We start from the raw sequence: 16469 nt of genomic DNA on the forward strand, positions 1-16469 counted from the left end.
TACCTTCCTTCTACTATTTTGTATTGAGTTTATTAAAGCTTGCGACACTCTTGGCTTTCTCAACCAAACTTACTAATAAGGCTAGACGATTGGCTTTAAGTTGAGCATTATCTGACATAACCATTGTGCTATCAAAGAAGTTTACAATATAGTCATTTAAGGCAAACAATTGATTAATTTTCTCACTAGCATTGCCATGTAGATCTAGTGAATTCACGGCTTGATATAATGCTTTTTCTTGATCATTTTCCAATAGCGATGAATCAACGACAACTTGCTCTTCAGCTTTTTCAGCCAGGTTAAAGGCACGAGACAAGTTTTCAACAGCTGATTTATATGTAGAACCCTTAGAAGCTTCAACTAGTGCTTGAGCTGTTTCGAGCATTTGTGGAACTTGGAAGATAGTGCTTGCGAGGACGGCTTCTTTGATGTCTTTTGGAATGGCTGCGCCCATCATCTTTTCAATCCGTGCAGAGATAAAATCCATGACTTGACTTTGATTGTCATAGCTTAAGCTGTCAAATGGAAGATTGTAGCAATTAGCAATTAATTGGTCTAATGGAATATTCCAGTGAAAAGCATCAAGGATACGAACAATCCCTTGTGTCGCACGGCGAAGAGCATATGGGTCGTTTGATCCACTTGGAATAAGTCCAACTGAGAAGAATGATAAAAGTGTATCTAATTTATCAGCTAAGGCAAGGACAGCACCTGCTTTGCTTTCAGGTAGTTCACCTTCAGCTGAATTTGGTAAGTAGTGTTCACGGATAGCTTGCGCAACCTCTGGGTTTTCACCAGCAAGTAGGGCATACTTTTCACCCATTAAACCTTGTAACTCATCAAACTCACCAACCATACCAGTTAATAAGTCAAACTTATAAATTTGACTAGCACGAGCAAGTACTTGACTATCTTGACTTGACAAATCTAATTCTTGGGCAAGAGAGTCTGCAATCACACCTGTCCGCTTCATATGATCTCTCAATGAACCAATTTTTTCATGGAATGTCACTTGATCAAGTTTATTAACCAAATCTTCAATCTGTAATTTTTGGTCCTCACGCCAGAAAAATTCACCATCTTCTAGACGAGCAACAAGTACTTTTTCATTTCCTTTAATGACATTCTCAATATGTTGGTCATTACCATTTCTGACTGAAATAAAGTTTGGTAATAACTTACCAAATTGATCACGGACTACAAAGTACCGTTGATGGTTTTTCATTGAAGTGACAAGTACTTCTTCTGGAACTTCTAAGTATTTTGAATCGAAGCTTCCCATAAATGCAGTTGGAAACTCAACCAAATTTAGTACTTCATTCAATAAATCTTCATCAATATCAACTTTGACATTAAATTTAATTTCTAATTCATGAATTTGGTGAACAATCATTTCTTGACGTTCTCTAGCATCAGCAATGACATATACACGCGCAAGATCTTGTTCATAAGAATTTGCTGAGGCAATGGTTGTTTCTTCTCCTAAGAAGCGGTGACCACGTGATACACGGCCAGATGAAATATCTAAAAAGTTCATATCAAGAGCTTGATCATCCAATAATACAGTTAATGTATGTACCGGACGAATATACTCAAAACTATTTGAAGCCCAGTGCATTGATACAGGGAATGATAAACTTGCTAGTACTTGCGGAATTCCCTGTAAAACTTCTTCTGTAGCTTTTCCTTCTTCATGCTTTGTCACATATACATATTCTTCGCCCTTAATTTCACGGAACTCAATGTCATCTGTAGTTAGACCTTTTCCACGAACAAACCCTTGGGCAGCTTTTGAATAATCACCTTCAGCATCCAAAGCAATTTTCTTTGAAGGTCCTTTGAAATCTTCTGTTAAGTCTGACTGTTTATCAGCAAGACCGGTTACTCGTACAGCTAATCGTCGAGGAGTAGAAAATGTTTGAATAGTTTCAAATGTTAATCTGTTTTCTGTTAAGAAAGCAGCCATTTTTTCACCAAATTGTTTTTCACTTGAACTAACAACATACGCTGGCAGTTCTTCTAATCCTAATTCTACTAATAAATTTTTTGTCATTATTCTGCCTCCTCTTTAAGCAAGTCAGCACGACTCGCTTCATCCAATAATGGGAAACCTAATTTCTTACGTTCAGCAACAAATGTTTTAGCAACAATACGAGCTAAGTTCCTGATTCTTGCAATGTAACCTGCACGTTCAGTAACTGAAACGGCACCGCGAGCATCAAGTAAGTTAAAAGTATGAGAACATTTCAACACATAATCATAAGCTGGGTGAACTAGTCCTTCTTCAAGGGCACGTCCTGCTTCTTTTTCAAATTTTTCAAAGTTTTCTAAAAGCATTGCTTGATCAGAAATTTCAAAGGAATATTTTGAGTGTTCATATTCAGGTTGCAAGAAAATTTCGCCATATTTTACACCTGGTGCCCACTCAATATCATAAACTGAATCAACCTCTTGAATATAAGAAGCTAATCTTTCTAAACCATATGTAACTTCTGAAGTCACAGGACTAGTTGCCAATCCACCAACTTGTTGAAAGTAAGTAAATTGTGTAATTTCCATCCCATCTAACCAAACTTCCCAGCCAAGTCCTGCTGAACCGGTTGAAGGATTTTCCCAGTTATCTTCAACAAAACGAATGTCATGTTCAAGAGGATTAATACCAAGTTTTTCAAGTGATTCTAAATAGAGCTCTTGAATGTTTGATGGTGAAGGTTTCATAACAACTTGGAATTGATGATGTTGATAAAGTCTATTTGGGTTTTCACCATAACGACCATCTGCTGGACGCCGACTTGGTTCAACATAGGCAGCATTCCAGGGTTCAGGACCAATTGCACGAAGGAATGTATATGGACTCATTGTCCCAGCCCCTTTTTCATTATCATATGCTTGCATCAGCATACAACCTTTGTCATTCCAATATTGTTGCAAGGTTAAAATAATCTCTTGAAAGGTTAGTTTGTTACTCATTTTTGCCTGCTTTCTAATGTGTCTTACTAACAGATAATACTATATCAACAACTATAGTCTATCTCATTAAAGGAAATTTTGGTATCAGAAAAGGATGCAACCACACCAACTCCTATACCATTACTGGTATAGGGGCGTTGATACGCGGTTCCACCCTAGTTTTTCACTTCATTAATTTGTTTAATTGTAATAGAAAGTGCCATCAAATTATCATATTCATCTAGCTTCCACCACCTCTAGACTCGCTTAAGAAACCTTAATAATTTACTTCTTTCTTGTAAATCATTGTAGCATAATTCCGTTTGCTTGTCTATTGCTACTAGAGTCCAGCTGAGAATTATTTGCTAATGTAGCCGTTCGGTTTAATGACTTCGTCAATCAATCTATTTTCTTCGATTATCCTAATTGTTAGAGCAATGGTATAGAATGGAAACAGTAGCATGGCAGTGATTTGGGTATGACAAAGTAAGACAAGCCCAATCAGTTCCGGACAAATATTTAAAAAATAATTTGGATGCTTAATATAACGGAATAACCAGTGATCGACAAATTTGTGATTTGAAACTATCATTAGTTTTACTGTCCAAATACCAGATAAGAGTTGTGTAACCTTGTACAAGACAAATATGGAAAATGTTATTAGGACCATTCCAATTATCCCCTGATTGTCTAGCTTAATCATTTTTAAATAGGCTTCTAAGCTAGCAAAAAAATAAATCATTATATGTAGCAAAGTAATAAATTGTGAATTCTTGATCCCAAATTCTCTTCCACCTGCTGCCTTAATAGCTTTTTCATTAGCAATCGATATTTTTAAAAAATATAATCTGATTACAAATAAGCAAAGAACAATAAACAATACCACTTTTCAAAACTCCTTTAAGTCATCATTACTTTGACGAGTATATTAAAAAGTTAGCAACTAAGTCAAATCAATAATAAAAAGCCCAGTTAAAAAACTGAACTTTTTGATTTAGTCTTACTTAAAAATCTTTTGTATCAGGATCAGGAATTTCAGTCATTCCATCAAGATTTTTAATTGTTTCAGCATCTTCTTCACTTAATTCAATATCAAAGAAATCCATATTTTCTTTAATTCGATCTTCATGAACTGATTTTGGAAGTGGTAAAAATCCTTGGTAAACTGACCATGCAAGAGCTAATTGCGCTACTGTTTTACCATATTTTTCTGCTAAGGCTTGCATTTCCTCATTTGTAAAAATGTCACCTTGTCCTAGTGGACCCCATGCTTCAAGGATAATGTTATGTTCTTTACAATAATCAACTACTTCAGTTTGATAACATCCTGGTGCTAAGCGAATTTGGTTAACAGCGGGGGCAATTTTAGCGGTTTCAGCTAAAGCTTCTAAATGATGAACTAAGAAGTTACTGACGCCTATGGTTTTTACTAAGCCAGCATCAACAGCTTCTTCCATATATGACCATGCTTGGGCATTAGCTTCTTTCCAATTATCACGGTATGCTTTAGGATTAGGCCAGTGAACCAAGTATAAATCGACGTAATCCAGTCCTAGACGTTCAAGTGAAGCAGCTAAGGCTTCTTTAGCTTTATCATAAGAATGTGAGTCATTCCAAAGTTTAGTAGTAACAAATAATTCTTCACGAGGGATACCACTATCTTTAATTGCTTTACCGACACTAACCTCGTTTTTATAAACAGCAGCTGTATCAATATGACGATAGCCAGCTTTGATAGCAGCCAAAGTTGATTGGTAAGCTTCTTCACCATCTGCTGCTTTAAAGGTTCCAAATCCTAATAATGGGATTTCCAAACCATTGTTCATTTTTAAAGTTTTAACCATAGAATAGCCTCCTTATTTTAGAAATATTGTATCATAATTTTAATAATAACTCCTCAAAAAAAACTGAGTCGTCGACTCAGTTTTTATGCTTGATATACCTTTTTTCCATCTAAAAAGGTAGCTTTTAATTCTAATTCTTGATCTAAAACGATAAAGTCAGCCGCATATCCTTCTTTAATCTGACCACAGACATCGTCGATTCCGACGGATTTAGCTGGTACATAAGAAGACATGTGAATAGCTTGTTCCGCATTTGCAATGCCCCATTCAACTACGTTTTTGATACCATCTTTCAATTTAAGAATAGATCCAGCTAAACTGCCATTATCTTTCAAACGAGCTGTTCCGTTTTCAACGATAACTGGAAATTCGCCGAGCATGTAATCTCCATCTGCTGCACCACCTGCTCGCATACAGTCGGTAATCATAGCAACTTTTTCGTAGCCTTTTTGTTGCATTAGAATATCACAGGCAACTGGATTAACATGGTGCCCATCACAAATTAGTTCAGCAAAGGTTCCTTCAATATTATACATCGCTCCAACCATTCCTGGTTCACGATGGTTTAAACCACGCATACCATTATAGGCATGGACCCAGACACTAGCACCTGCCTGAACCGCTGCTTGTGCTTCTTTGTAGGTTGCATTTGAGTGTCCTAGTGCAACTGTGACACCTTCTTTGGTAACTGTCGAAACAAACTCTTCAACTCCTTCACGTTCAGGAGCAAGAGCAATTTTCTTAATTAATCCATGTGCAGCTTCTTGCCATTGTGCAAATTCTTCTAATCTTGGATTTTTCATATAAATTGGGTTTTGTGCCCCTTTATATTCTTCTGTAAAATAAGGTCCTTCAAAGTATATCCCTTGAATCTTAGCACCTTTTACAGAGTCCGCTACAGAAGCAATTGTTTCGGAAACCTTTTTCAACTGTTCGAAATCAGAAGTTAAGGTTGTCGGCAAGAATGATGTCACTCCTGTCGATAATAATCCCTCACTCATTTTATGGATACCTTCGGCAGAATTATCCATCACATCTGCTCCAGCAAAACCATGAATATGGGTATCAACTAACCCTGGAGCAATTTGATATCCTGTATAATCAAGAATTTCTACCGATGAATCAACAGATTCATGCCATTGTCCAAATTTCTCATCTGTAATTTCTAAATAACCTTTATCTTTTCTATGATCTGAGTAGTAAAAACAATCTGCTTTAATATAGCTTGTCATCGTAAGTCCTCCCTTTTTCTACATTATACGCCTATTCTAAAAATTTGTAAATGGTATATACCGATTCAAATATTAATTTTTATTATTAATAAGCATCTTTAATAATTCTTACTTTTCTTGTATAATAGAGCTTGTCAGTATTCAAAGAAGTATTAGGAGATAAGTATGAAACAGGAAAAAACAGAACGACTCTTTCTCGTTCTAAGCGTAATCACCTTGATTATTGCGGGTGGAATTTATTTTATTTTTGGTGACATGGCTAATGTTAACTCAAGTGAAAATGCAGTGCAGCCTACCCATAAAGTCGTCAGCAAAAATAATAACCTTTCAGAAGCTGTTGACCTCATAGCTAACGCCGAGAAAAATCCAAGTAAGGATGCTATTGAAAAGGCACAGAAGAAACTAGACAAGCTCAAAAACACAGATACAAAAAAACAACTTCAAAAAAAATTAGACCAAATCAAGAGTGATTTTGAGACCTATGAAAAAGCTCAAAAAGCTGTTGAAGAAACTAAAAATAATCCGACAACTGAAAATAAAGATTTAGCTCAAGCAGCAATTGATAAAGTTAATGATGAAAAGAAAAAAGCTGATTTACAAAGCCAATTAGATGCTATTGTCATTATAGATACCACTGTGATTGAATCTGATTCAATTCCCAGTGTACCTGCTACTGATACTACAGTAGACGCGGGTCAAGCTCCAGCCGAGAGTTATATTCCTCAAGCACCAGCTTCCGCACCAATTGTACCCACACCACCAGCACCAGAAACAAGTGCACCTGCTACTGATACAACAAATGGAACAGGTACTGATGGAACAACAGGAACTTCTGGTCAATAGTTAAAAAAAGCTGACTCAATCAATTGAGTCAGCTTTTTTGTTAGGCTTTTTCATATCCAAGGAGAATACCTTCTTCTTCAGCATAGAAACTGCATAAACCAGATGTTTCAGCTACTTCCATTGTTGCTGTAGGGTATTTCTCTTTAAGATTCTCTAAAATTTGTTGACAGATCTTCTCATTTTTACGATGACAAATAAATGTTTTGCCACCTTCATAGCCAGCTTTTTTCATTTCATCAACTATTGATAAAACAGCTTTCTTCTGACCACGGGCTTTCTGTAGTAATTCTAGTCTTCCTTCCTCACTGGCACAACCTACCATGCGGATGTTCATTAAACCAATGACTTTTCCTAAAAGTTTACTAACACGACCATTTTTAACTAGATTATCTACTTTTGCTAAGGCAAAGACTAAGCCCGTCTTGTTTTGATAAGCTGTGATTTCTTCAACCACTTGTTCAAATGAAAGTCCTTGAGAAATTAATCTTTCCAGTTCTAAAACGATTAAATCCATTTCTCCACCAGCAGACAAAGAGTCAATTACGTGGATATTAAGATTTGGATTCTCTTCCAATAACATTTCTTTACCGAGACGAGCACTGTTATTACTTCCTGATAAAGTACCAGTGATGGTAATCGCAATGACATTATCTGCTCCTTTAAAGGCCTGCATAAAAGCATCTGGGCTTGGGCAACTAGATGTAGCAGCTTCGGAAGTAGCATACATCTTAGTCATCATATCATCTACGTCGAGAGCAAAATCATCTGTAAAAACTTCTTGCCCAATTCTAATTGTTAAAGGCACGCGCTCAAATTCTATTTGATTATCACTGTTTTTTAAGGCTAATAAATCACAGCCTGAGTCAGCTACAATTTTCCAAGTCATATTTTTTCCTCTTTCGTTCTGATATGCTTTTAATCTATTGACATTTTAAAGCTTTTCACCTAAAATTATATCATCATTAGCCTATTAATAGCTAGTAAAAATAGTCCGATGTCACAGTTGAAAGGAAAGTGTAATGACCGATAAAGTAATCGCTAAAAATTCCTTAAATAATTTAATGAAATTTAATAAAGAAACTCGGCAATTAACCAGGGAATCCCTAGAAACTGCCCTATTAAATCTTCTCAATCAAAAATCAATTGCTCAGATTTCAATTTCTGAACTTGTATCCAAGGCCGGAGTGTCGAGAAATGCATTTTATCGCAATTTTTCATCGAAAGAAGAAATTTTAGAAAGCTATTTATCTGGTGTATTGCGTCGTATTTTTAAAGGAATTAAGTCATTTGATTTAAATACACAGGCCAGTCAAGCTTGGCTTTACCTTTTTACTGAAGCAAAAAAAGAAGAAACACTTTTTAAAGCTATTTTCAAACAGCATATGCAACAATTGCTAACACAGATGGTTACAAAACGATTAAAAGCCTATCAACGTTGGAAAAAGGCTAAACAATCCCATTATTCACGACTCTTTTGGAGTAATGCCATTGTCTCTGTTTTATCGACTTGGATAAAAGATGGTATGAAGACGCCAGCTGAAGAAATGGCTAAAATGGGCTTACCTCTTTTACCATAAGAAAACCAGTTCAGAACTGACTCATTATGATGAGTTCTAATTCTGACTGGTCTTTTTTTATTTCAGTAAGGCATACTTATCAATCGCTTCTGCCACCCCTGCTTGGTCACAATGACTGGTAATATGATTTGCTAGGACTTTGATTGATTCACTGGCGTTGCCCATTGCTACGCCTGTACCTGCAAAGGTCAGCATCTCTATATCATTTGGCGCGTCGCCGATGGCCATCACTTCTTCAGCAGAGCAATTCAAATCATCAGCCAAAGCCTTAAGAGCATAGGCCTTTGTGACGTCTTTAGGCATAACTTCAAGAATATAGTCTTGACTGCGGACAACACTGAAATCCTCCACAAGCTGCGAGCGAACTGCTTTTTCAAACTGATCCAAAATTTCTGACGGTCCCATATACATGGCTTGGAAAATGATTTCTGGCTTTTCTTCTAATGATGAAGTGGCAGTTTCTTTCACCTTAGTAAAAACTAATTCTCCATCCATAGCAACTAAATCTGGAACATTGTCACCTAGAACATAATAATTTTCTTCCGTTGTCAACGTTAAGTGAACTTCTGGATAAGCACTACTTAATTTTTCAAGTTTTTTGACATCGTCAATCGTTAATTCATGATGATGAATTAAGTTCCACTCCAAACTGGTATAAGTGCTACAGCCATTATTTAATATCAGAAACTCATCTTCAGATAAGTACAGCTGATCGAAGTAAGGTTTTGTTCCACTTTTCGGACGTCCAGTACATAGAACTATCTTAGTGCCATTAGCAGTCGCTTCCTGAATCGCTCTAATATTTTCTTGCGGAATTTCTTTCTTACTATTTAATAAAGTTCCATCCAAATCGATGGCAATTAGTTTGATCATTTTTCTAACTCACTTTCCTAATAGGTAACTCATTTTTCACATACAATTAAGTCTACCTTTTAAGTGTAACATTTTTAAAAAATCAGTCAAACAACTATCTATAATTTTCAATCATATCTAAAAAGGAACCTCAACATGAGGTTCCTTTTTTTAATTCTTTTCAATGGTAAATTTGGTGCCTTTCAATGCACGTTTTAAGGCAAAGCTAAGGGGTTTTCCTGTTACTTGGGCAGTGCCTTTTTCCAAATCGACCGAAACTGCTTCAACACCTCTGACTGCTGAAAGTTTTTCAGTAACTGTATCTACACAGCCCTGACATTTCATTCCTGTAATTTTATATGATTTTTCCATTTTATTTCTCCTTTAATGGGATTGCTTTAAGTCTAAGAGCATTTAAGACGACTGATACAGAGCTAAAACTCATAGCGAGGCCGGCTAACATTGGGTTTAATAGGGGCCCACCAAATAAATAAAGCACTCCCATAGCAATAGGTATCATTAAGATATTGTAAATAAATGCCCAGAATAAATTTTCTTTAACAACTTTAATAGTTGCCTGACTGAGTTGAATGGCCTTCACTAAATCGAGCATCTGCGGTTTCATCAAGATGACATCCGCCGCTTCAATAGCTATATCTGTCCCAGAACCCAATGAAATCCCGATGTCTGCAGCAGCTAAGGCAGGGGCATCATTTATCCCATCTCCAATCATGGCTACTGTATGTCCATCCTTTTGCAGCGATGCTATGATGGCTTCCTTCTGATCTGGAAGAACCTGACTATAGACTTGGTCAATTCCAACAGCGTCAGCAATTTCCCTTGCCGTGTCTTCTTGATCCCCCGTCAGCATAACTGTTTTGATACCACGCGCTTTTAGAGCTTGGATCGTTGCTTTACTATCTTCCTTGAGTTGGTCAGCCACATTAAAGCTTGCCACTAATTGCCCATCTTTCGCCATATACATGAGACTTGAGTCTTCAACTGTCAGACCATAATCTTCCATCAAACGACTATTTCCGACAAGGATAGCCTGTTTATCAACCATCCCTTTCACCCCTAGTCCTGTGATAGACTCAAACTCAGTAACTGGTAAAAGATTCAAATTTTCTTCTTTTGCTTTATTAAGAATAGCTCTGCTGATAGGATGTTCGGAGTCCTGCTCTACTGAAGCCATTTCAACCAGAACCGATTGTTCATCTCCACTAAATATGGTTAATTTTGTTAACACAGGCTTTCCTTGAGTAATCGTTCCTGTTTTATCAAAAACGATTGTATGGACATGATGAAGGTTTTCAAGGTAATCTCCACCTTTAAACAAAATACCATTTTCTGCTCCGCGTCCAGAACCAACCATAATGGCTGTTGGAGTAGCCAAACCAAGGGCACAAGGACATGCAATAACTAGAACTGCTATTGCAGTTGTTAATGAAAAGGTGAAGGTCTCTTTCATGACGAAGAACCAAAATATGGCTGTTAAAAGAGCTAAAATCATCACTATTGGTACAAACTTCCCAGAAACGATATCAGCAATTTTAGCAATAGGGGCTTTATTGCCTTGCGCTTCTTCGACCAATCCAATAATTTGTGCCAAGAAGGTTTCATTTCCAGTTTTAGTGACCTGAACCGTTAGACTACCTTGTCCATTAATTGTTCCGGTGTAAACAGGGTCTTCTTGATTTTTTTGGTTAGGTTTACTTTCACCTGTCAACATAGATTCATCAATATATGATGACCCTTGGACAACTTGACCATCAACAGGGACCTTTTCACCGGGTTTAATTAATACCAGATCACCAACATGAATGCTTTCAACTGGCACTAATTTGGTCGAGTCATCTTTGATTAAATGAGCTTCATTGACCTTTAACTGCAACAATTTTGAAATAGCTTGTGATGTGCTACTTTTCGACCGACTTTCGAAATAGTTCCCTAATGTGATTAAGGTTAGGATAACTACTGCTGATTCAAAATACAAATGACCAGCATAATGGAAAGCTCCTCTAAAAACTTGAATAAAGCCAAAGATGCTATAGAGTAAAGCTGCTGAGGTGGCTACTGCCACTAAACTATCCATGTTAGGATGACCTCTGAATAAGGCCCTGAAACCATTTGTATAGTATGATTTGCCCATATAGATAACTGGCAAGGTAAGAAGTAATTGAAGCCCTACAAAAAATTTAGCATGTGTAATTGGTGATAAAAACTGTGGCAGAGGAAGTCCTACCATTGGTCCCATAGCTATATAAAGCAAGGGAATGGTAAATAGAGCAGACCACACAAACTGATGCCATAAAGCTCTAGCATGTTCTTCTTGACGAACTGGTGTAGATTGACTATTTTCAGGATGATAAGGACTAGCTTTATAACCTGCTTCTGAAACTACTCTCTCGATGGTTTCAGATGTAATCGGAGCTTCAGAATTAATTGTTAACTTTTCAGTTGTTAAATTAACTGAAGCTTGATCAACATCAGGTAAGTTTTTGACGGCATTTTCGACAGTTAAAGCACAGGAAGCACAGGTCATCCCCTCAATCAAATAAGTATCTTTAGTCATAAGTCATCTCTCCTTTGACATGGCAGGCACATTGTCCCGGTACACAGTTACAAGCAACTGATTCAACCGTTTTCTTTCCTTGTAAGAGTGAAATAAATAATGCCACTTCTTGGGAAGTCATTGGTAAGTCATCTAATAGTTGGTAAATAATATCACTATGTTGTCGTTGACAAATTTTATCAAAGTCTTCTCTTATTAATGCCTCTTGATAAACTTTTGGTCCTTCAATAGCTCGATACAGATAAGCGCGCCCATCTCTTTTACTCGTTACCAATTTTTTATCAACTAATCTTCCTAGCAAGGTTTTAATAGTAGATGGAGACCAGTCAAACTTTTCTTGCAAGATTCTTATGATATCACTACTCTTTTGTTCTTCACTGGCCCAGAGCACTCGCATGACTTCCCACTCTGAATTTGATATTTGAGTCATAATTCCCCTTTCTTTGTTTACATTTGTAAATTTATTCTAACACAACGGTCTACATTTGTAAACTAATTTGCCTTAAAAAAACTCGAACTGGATGATTATTATCGAGTTCGAGTTTTTTGTATTTACAATTAATCTTTTTGATCAAGGTTACGAAGAAGTTCATCAATTTTATTACCATAAGCAATAGAATTATCTTTTTCGAAAATCAAATCTGGAATTTTATACATAGAAAGGCTTTTACCTAATTCACGTTTAATCGTTCCAGTTGCTTTTTCCAAACCAGTTTGGGCTTTCTGATTATCTGAGGCTAAGTCACTCATTAGAGTATAGTACACTTTGGCAGCAGATAAATCACCAAGCATTTGAACTTCTGTAATGGTAACTCCTTGAACACGTGGATCACGAACTTTTTTTTGTAAAATGTCATTCACTTCACGTTTGATTTCCATTCCAACACGGTCAATACGATGATTTGCCATAAGAAATTCCTTTCTAAAACTATCTGTCAATCTTATTATGGTTAACAGATTAGGAGAGACGATTCCTCTCGACTTTGAGCCTAGTGGGGTGATTAGGAAGACCGCAATATGGCGGCTTCCGTCTACCAAAGAGAGACTTCAGTCTCCTTTGGTAGTATCACTTACGAATAACTTCTTCCATAATATATGCTTCTAAGATATCATCCATTTGAAGGTCATTGTAGTTTTCAATCATCAAACCACCTTCTTGGGCATTACCGACTTCTTTAACATCATCTTTATAATGTTTAAGACTGCCTAATTTACCATCAAAAATAACAACACTATCACGAATTACGCGGACGCTAGAGTCACGAGTGATTTTACCACTTGTAACCATAAATCCACCAATTGTACCAACTTTGGATACTTTAAACGTTTCACGAACAATAGCTTCACCAATGATTCTTTCTTTGTAAACTGGATCAAGTTTACCTTTCATTGCTTCTTCTACTTCTTCTATCACTTTGTAAATGATGCTGTGAAGACGAATTTCTACTTCGTCAGCGTCAGCTTGTTGACGAGCTTGAGGTGTAGGACGAACGTTGAAACCAATAATAACAGCGTTAGAAGCCTCAGCCAATGTGACATCAGACTCATTGATAGCACCAACAGCCGAATGGACAACATTTACACGAACGCCTTCAACTTCAATTTTAAGAAGTGATGTTGCGAGAGCTTCAACTGAACCTTGAACATCAGCTTTGATGATAACATTAACAGTTTTAATTTCACCTGCTTTAAGGGTATCAAAGAGGTTATCAAGGCTAACACGTTGTGTATTTTGACGTTGTTTTAGAAGGGCACGTTTTGCACGTTCTTCACCAGCTGCACGCGCTGCTTTTTCATCTTCATAAACAGCAAAGTGATCACCCGCCATTGGCGTTTCATTCAACCCAGTGATTGAAACTGGTGTTGATGGTAATGCATATTTAACGCGACGCCCTAGGTCATTTGTCATCGCACGAACACGACCGAATGTATTCCCAATAACGATTGGGTCTTGAACATGAAGCGTTCCTTGTTGAACTAGAAGAGTTGCAACAGCACCTTTACCTTTGTCAAGACGAGCTTCGATAACAGTACCAATGGCACGGACAGTTGGATCAGCTTTAAGTTCTTCAACTTCTGCTACTAATAAAACAGTTTCTAAAAGTTCATCAATATTTTTATTGAACTTGGCAGAAATTTCGACAAATTCACAGTCTCCACCCCAAGCAGTTGAAATAATTCCATGTTCAGCTAATTCAGAAATAACACGTTCTGGATTTGCTCCTGGTTTATCAATTTTGTTAATAGCAACAATAATTGGAACTTCAGCAGCTTTTGAGTGATTAATTGCTTCAATTGTTTGAGGCATAACACCATCATCGGCAGCAACAATTAAGATTGTAATATCAGTTACAGATGCTCCACGAGCACGCATACTTGTAAAGGCCGCGTGTCCAGGTGTATCTAAGAAAGTAATCTTCTTACCAGCTTCTTCAATTTGGTAAGCTCCAATATGCTGAGTGATACCACCCGCTTCACCTGTAGCAACACGTGAGTTACGTAATGTATCTAAAAGAGTTGTTTTACCATGGTCAACGTGTCCCATGATTGTAACAACTGGTGCACGTTCAACAATGTTTTCTGGGTTAAGGTAAGTTTCGTCTTCGAAGAAACGTTCAATATCGGCATTATCAACTTCAACTTTAGCAATCGCTTCTATACCATAATCTACCATTAACAATTCAATAGCATCTCCATCAAGAGATTGGTTTTGAGTTGCCATAATTCCCATCATGAAAAGTTTTTTAACAATTTCAGCAGGTTCACGTTTAATACGTTTTGCAATTTCAGCAACTGTCATACCTCCAGTATACTCAAACTCTTTTGGCAATTCATGGAATTTACGCTCTGTTACTGGTTTTGGAGCTGAATTGTTATTTCTGTTGTTTTTACCTTTTTTAGGTCTTTTATTCCAGTTACTATTTCTTTGATTTCTCACTTGGCTCTGATTATTCCAACTTTTCTTATTTTGCTTTGGTCCATCTTCAGTTCGAGGGCTTTCACCTTGACCTTTTTCTGGACGGGATTTTTTACGACGTTTATCAACAGGTTTGGCAGTACTTGTTTTAGCTACTTCAGGAATACCTTGGCTAACCTTTGCTGTCGGTTTTACTTTTGGTGTTTCTTTTTCCAATCTTGCTTTTTCAGCTGCTTCTTTAACTGCTAAACGTTTTGCTTCTTCCTGCGCTTTTTCAGCTAATCGCTGTGCTTCTTTAGCTTGACGGAAGTCATCTTCTCGTTTACGAGTGTACTCAGCATTTTGTTCTGCTTTTAAAGCTGCTGCTCTTGCTTTGAAATCAATCTTGCCAGCTGCTGGTTTAGAAGCTGTGTTTTGATTGTGATTACCTTGGAAACGATCTCGATTATTATAATCTTTTTTGAATCCTGGTTTGTTATCTCTAGATTGATTGCCATCTCTAAATGATTGACGATTATCTCTAGACTGATTTCCTTGTCTAGTGTTACCTAGTTGATTGTCTCGGTTTGAAAAACCACCTTGCTGACGACTTCTGCTTTCCCCTTGACGACCATTAGTCGCTTGTTGTCCGTTCGCTCTTCTGGCATCCTGCTCTTTAGCTCTAGCTTCACGTTCAGCTTTAAAGTTACGACTCTTTGGTCTTGGTGTTGCTGATTGAGAACTTAATGGTGAACTTGCTACTTGCTCGTTAGTCTTATTTAACACATCTTGCTTCACAACTTCTGCAGTTTTCGTATTTTTTACTTCAGCTTTTTTTTCATTCGATTTTTCAGTTTTTTGAACTGAGTTAGAAACTTTCTTTTCAACAGGATTTGATTTTTGAAGTTCAGATTTTTCAACTTTTGGCGTTGAAAAACTTGAAATTATTTTCTTTGCGTCCGAATCTTCAACACTTGAAGCATGACTTTTAACGTCTAAACCTAAGTTTTTTGCGTGATCCACAACTTCTTTACTTGTTTTACCAATTTCTTTGGCAATTTCATGTAATCTTCTTTTTGACAATTTGTGTCCTCCTACTCGTCTATTCCATAAGAGTCCTCATTTTCTTTGAAAATCCAGCGTCTGCAACTGCAACAACTTTACGTGGTTTGCCTAGTGCAGCACTTAATTCCAGTGCATTAAACACTGTGGAGACTTCTACATTATAATATTTACTTTTATCTGTTACTTTTTTTGTCACATTTGGTCCAGCATCATTTGCTAAGAAAACTATATTAACTGCTTCATGCTGAATAGCTTTCACAACCATCTCTTCCCCAGAAATAATTTTCCCTGCTCGTTGAGCGAGACCGATTAGATTGGACAATCTTTGTAAATTATTCAAGACCTAACTCTCTTCTTTTTACTTTGTGATCAACATAAGCAATCAACTCATCGTAAAAACTTTCCGGAACGTCCATAGAGAAACTACGATTAAAGACTTGTTTTTTCTTTGCCTGCTTTGCCTCCGCATTATCAAGTTTAATATAGGCACCACGACCATTTTTCTTCCCTGTCGGGTCAATAAATATCTCGCCTTCTTTTGTTTTAACAATACGAAGCAAATCACGCTTATCAATTATTTCACCTGAAACAAGTGACTTACGTAAAGGTATTTTTTTTTCTTTAGGCATAAAACAC

16 protein-coding genes are annotated in these 16469 nt (G+C 36.9%); 2 read left to right on the forward strand and 14 right to left on the reverse strand.

The window, feature by feature from the left end; all coding sequences use genetic code 11:
• Positions 1–13 precede the first annotated feature (13 nt).
• The 5 genes from glyS to nagA all read right to left on the reverse strand — a co-directional run bounded on the left by glyS (position 14) and on the right by nagA (position 6025).
• Entirely contained in the window at positions 14–2053 is a 2040-nt protein-coding gene (gene glyS, locus MKY69_RS08275) for a glycine--tRNA ligase subunit beta (protein WP_003107526.1), read from the reverse strand.
• Positions 2053–2970 carry a glycine--tRNA ligase subunit alpha gene (glyQ, locus tag MKY69_RS08280; protein WP_003103911.1) on the reverse strand — a complete coding sequence of 306 codons (918 nt, stop codon included), beginning with the start codon at positions 2968–2970 and terminating at the stop codon, positions 2053–2055. The genes glyS and glyQ overlap by 1 nt, the downstream gene beginning before the upstream one ends.
• A 337-nt stretch (positions 2971–3307) precedes the next feature.
• Complete coding sequence (locus tag MKY69_RS08285; RefSeq protein WP_340791410.1) at positions 3308–3835, reverse strand: isoprenylcysteine carboxyl methyltransferase family protein; 528 nt, start codon at positions 3833–3835, stop codon at positions 3308–3310.
• 118 nt (positions 3836–3953) lie between these two features.
• Positions 3954–4793: an aldo/keto reductase gene (locus MKY69_RS08290; protein ID WP_003107530.1), complete on the reverse strand. Its 840-nt coding sequence runs from the start codon at positions 4791–4793 to the stop codon at positions 3954–3956.
• An 83-nt stretch (positions 4794–4876) separates the two neighbouring features.
• A complete protein-coding gene (nagA, locus tag MKY69_RS08295) occupies positions 4877–6025 on the reverse strand; it encodes an N-acetylglucosamine-6-phosphate deacetylase (protein ID WP_340791412.1) in 1149 nt (382 codons plus the stop codon).
• A 165-nt stretch (positions 6026–6190) separates the two neighbouring features.
• Here nagA and MKY69_RS08300 point away from each other — a divergent pair, with 165 nt between their 5' ends.
• Complete coding sequence (locus MKY69_RS08300; RefSeq protein ID WP_340791414.1) at positions 6191–6868, forward strand: hypothetical protein; 678 nt, start codon at positions 6191–6193, stop codon at positions 6866–6868.
• A gap of 40 nt (positions 6869–6908) precedes the next feature.
• On the opposite strand, the gene MKY69_RS08305 is transcribed toward MKY69_RS08300, so the two are convergent.
• Entirely contained in the window at positions 6909–7754 is an 846-nt protein-coding gene (locus MKY69_RS08305; RefSeq protein WP_003105082.1) for a DegV family protein, read from the reverse strand.
• Positions 7755–7887: 133 nt separating this feature from the next.
• Here MKY69_RS08305 and MKY69_RS08310 point away from each other — a divergent pair, with 133 nt between their 5' ends.
• Positions 7888–8445, forward strand: coding sequence for a TetR/AcrR family transcriptional regulator (locus MKY69_RS08310; RefSeq protein WP_003107535.1), 558 nt, complete (start codon positions 7888–7890; stop codon positions 8443–8445).
• Between the two features lie 57 nt (positions 8446–8502).
• Here MKY69_RS08310 and MKY69_RS08315 read toward each other — a convergent pair whose 3' ends face one another.
• The 8 genes from MKY69_RS08315 to rnpM all read right to left on the reverse strand — a co-directional run bounded on the left by MKY69_RS08315 (position 8503) and on the right by rnpM (position 16462).
• Positions 8503–9318: a Cof-type HAD-IIB family hydrolase gene (locus MKY69_RS08315; RefSeq protein WP_062806819.1), complete on the reverse strand. Its 816-nt coding sequence runs from the start codon at positions 9316–9318 to the stop codon at positions 8503–8505.
• Positions 9319–9468: 150 nt separating this feature from the next.
• On the reverse strand, positions 9469–9669 hold the full coding sequence (locus tag MKY69_RS08320; RefSeq protein WP_003107539.1) for a heavy-metal-associated domain-containing protein: 201 nt from the start codon (positions 9667–9669) through the stop codon (positions 9469–9471).
• A gap of 1 nt (position 9670) precedes the next feature.
• Positions 9671–11872, reverse strand: coding sequence for a heavy metal translocating P-type ATPase (locus MKY69_RS08325; protein ID WP_003107540.1), 2202 nt, complete (start codon positions 11870–11872; stop codon positions 9671–9673).
• Positions 11865–12302: a CopY/TcrY family copper transport repressor gene (locus MKY69_RS08330; RefSeq protein WP_003103261.1), complete on the reverse strand. Its 438-nt coding sequence runs from the start codon at positions 12300–12302 to the stop codon at positions 11865–11867. Before MKY69_RS08330 ends, MKY69_RS08325 begins: the two co-directional genes overlap by 8 nt.
• A 128-nt stretch (positions 12303–12430) precedes the next feature.
• The gene (gene rbfA, locus MKY69_RS08335) at positions 12431–12781 is read right to left on the reverse strand and encodes a 30S ribosome-binding factor RbfA (RefSeq protein WP_340791420.1); all 351 of its coding nucleotides are present in this window, start codon (positions 12779–12781) and stop codon (positions 12431–12433) included.
• Positions 12782–12938: 157 nt separating this feature from the next.
• A complete protein-coding gene (gene infB, locus MKY69_RS08340) occupies positions 12939–15851 on the reverse strand; it encodes a translation initiation factor IF-2 (RefSeq protein WP_340791422.1) in 2913 nt (970 codons plus the stop codon).
• Between the two features lie 19 nt (positions 15852–15870).
• Entirely contained in the window at positions 15871–16173 is a 303-nt protein-coding gene (locus tag MKY69_RS08345) for a YlxQ-related RNA-binding protein (RefSeq protein ID WP_003103628.1), read from the reverse strand.
• Positions 16166–16462 carry an RNase P modulator RnpM gene (gene rnpM, locus MKY69_RS08350; RefSeq protein ID WP_003104517.1) on the reverse strand — a complete coding sequence of 99 codons (297 nt, stop codon included), beginning with the start codon at positions 16460–16462 and terminating at the stop codon, positions 16166–16168. Before rnpM ends, MKY69_RS08345 begins: the two co-directional genes overlap by 8 nt.
• Positions 16463–16469 lie beyond the last annotated feature (7 nt).

It is taken from the genome of Streptococcus sp. FSL R7-0212, assembly GCF_038007985.1.
In the GTDB taxonomy this organism is placed as follows: Bacteria; Bacillota; Bacilli; order Lactobacillales; family Streptococcaceae; genus Streptococcus; species Streptococcus parauberis.

Bases quoted from the DNA above. Each gene is read 5' to 3' on its own strand.
- glyS (WP_003107526.1), bottom strand. From the start codon at position 2,053: ATGACAAAAAATTTATTAGTAGAATTAGGATTAGAAGAACTGCCAGCG.
- glyQ (WP_003103911.1), bottom strand. From the start codon at position 2,970: ATGAGTAACAAACTAACCTTTCAAGAGATTATTTTAACCTTGCAACAA.
- MKY69_RS08290 (WP_003107530.1), bottom strand. From the start codon at position 4,793: ATGGTTAAAACTTTAAAAATGAACAATGGTTTGGAAATCCCATTATTA.
- nagA (WP_340791412.1), bottom strand. From the start codon at position 6,025: ATGACAAGCTATATTAAAGCAGATTGTTTTTACTACTCAGATCATAGA.
- MKY69_RS08300 (WP_340791414.1), top strand. From the start codon at position 6,191: ATGAAACAGGAAAAAACAGAACGACTCTTTCTCGTTCTAAGCGTAATC.
- MKY69_RS08305 (WP_003105082.1), bottom strand. From the start codon at position 7,754: ATGACTTGGAAAATTGTAGCTGACTCAGGCTGTGATTTATTAGCCTTA.
- MKY69_RS08310 (WP_003107535.1), top strand. From the start codon at position 7,888: ATGACCGATAAAGTAATCGCTAAAAATTCCTTAAATAATTTAATGAAA.
- MKY69_RS08315 (WP_062806819.1), bottom strand. From the start codon at position 9,318: ATGATCAAACTAATTGCCATCGATTTGGATGGAACTTTATTAAATAGT.
- MKY69_RS08320 (WP_003107539.1), bottom strand. From the start codon at position 9,669: ATGGAAAAATCATATAAAATTACAGGAATGAAATGTCAGGGCTGTGTA.
- MKY69_RS08325 (WP_003107540.1), bottom strand. From the start codon at position 11,872: ATGACTAAAGATACTTATTTGATTGAGGGGATGACCTGTGCTTCCTGT.
- MKY69_RS08330 (WP_003103261.1), bottom strand. From the start codon at position 12,302: ATGACTCAAATATCAAATTCAGAGTGGGAAGTCATGCGAGTGCTCTGG.
- rbfA (WP_340791420.1), bottom strand. From the start codon at position 12,781: ATGGCAAATCATCGTATTGACCGTGTTGGAATGGAAATCAAACGTGAA.
- rnpM (WP_003104517.1), bottom strand. From the start codon at position 16,462: ATGCCTAAAGAAAAAAAAATACCTTTACGTAAGTCACTTGTTTCAGGT.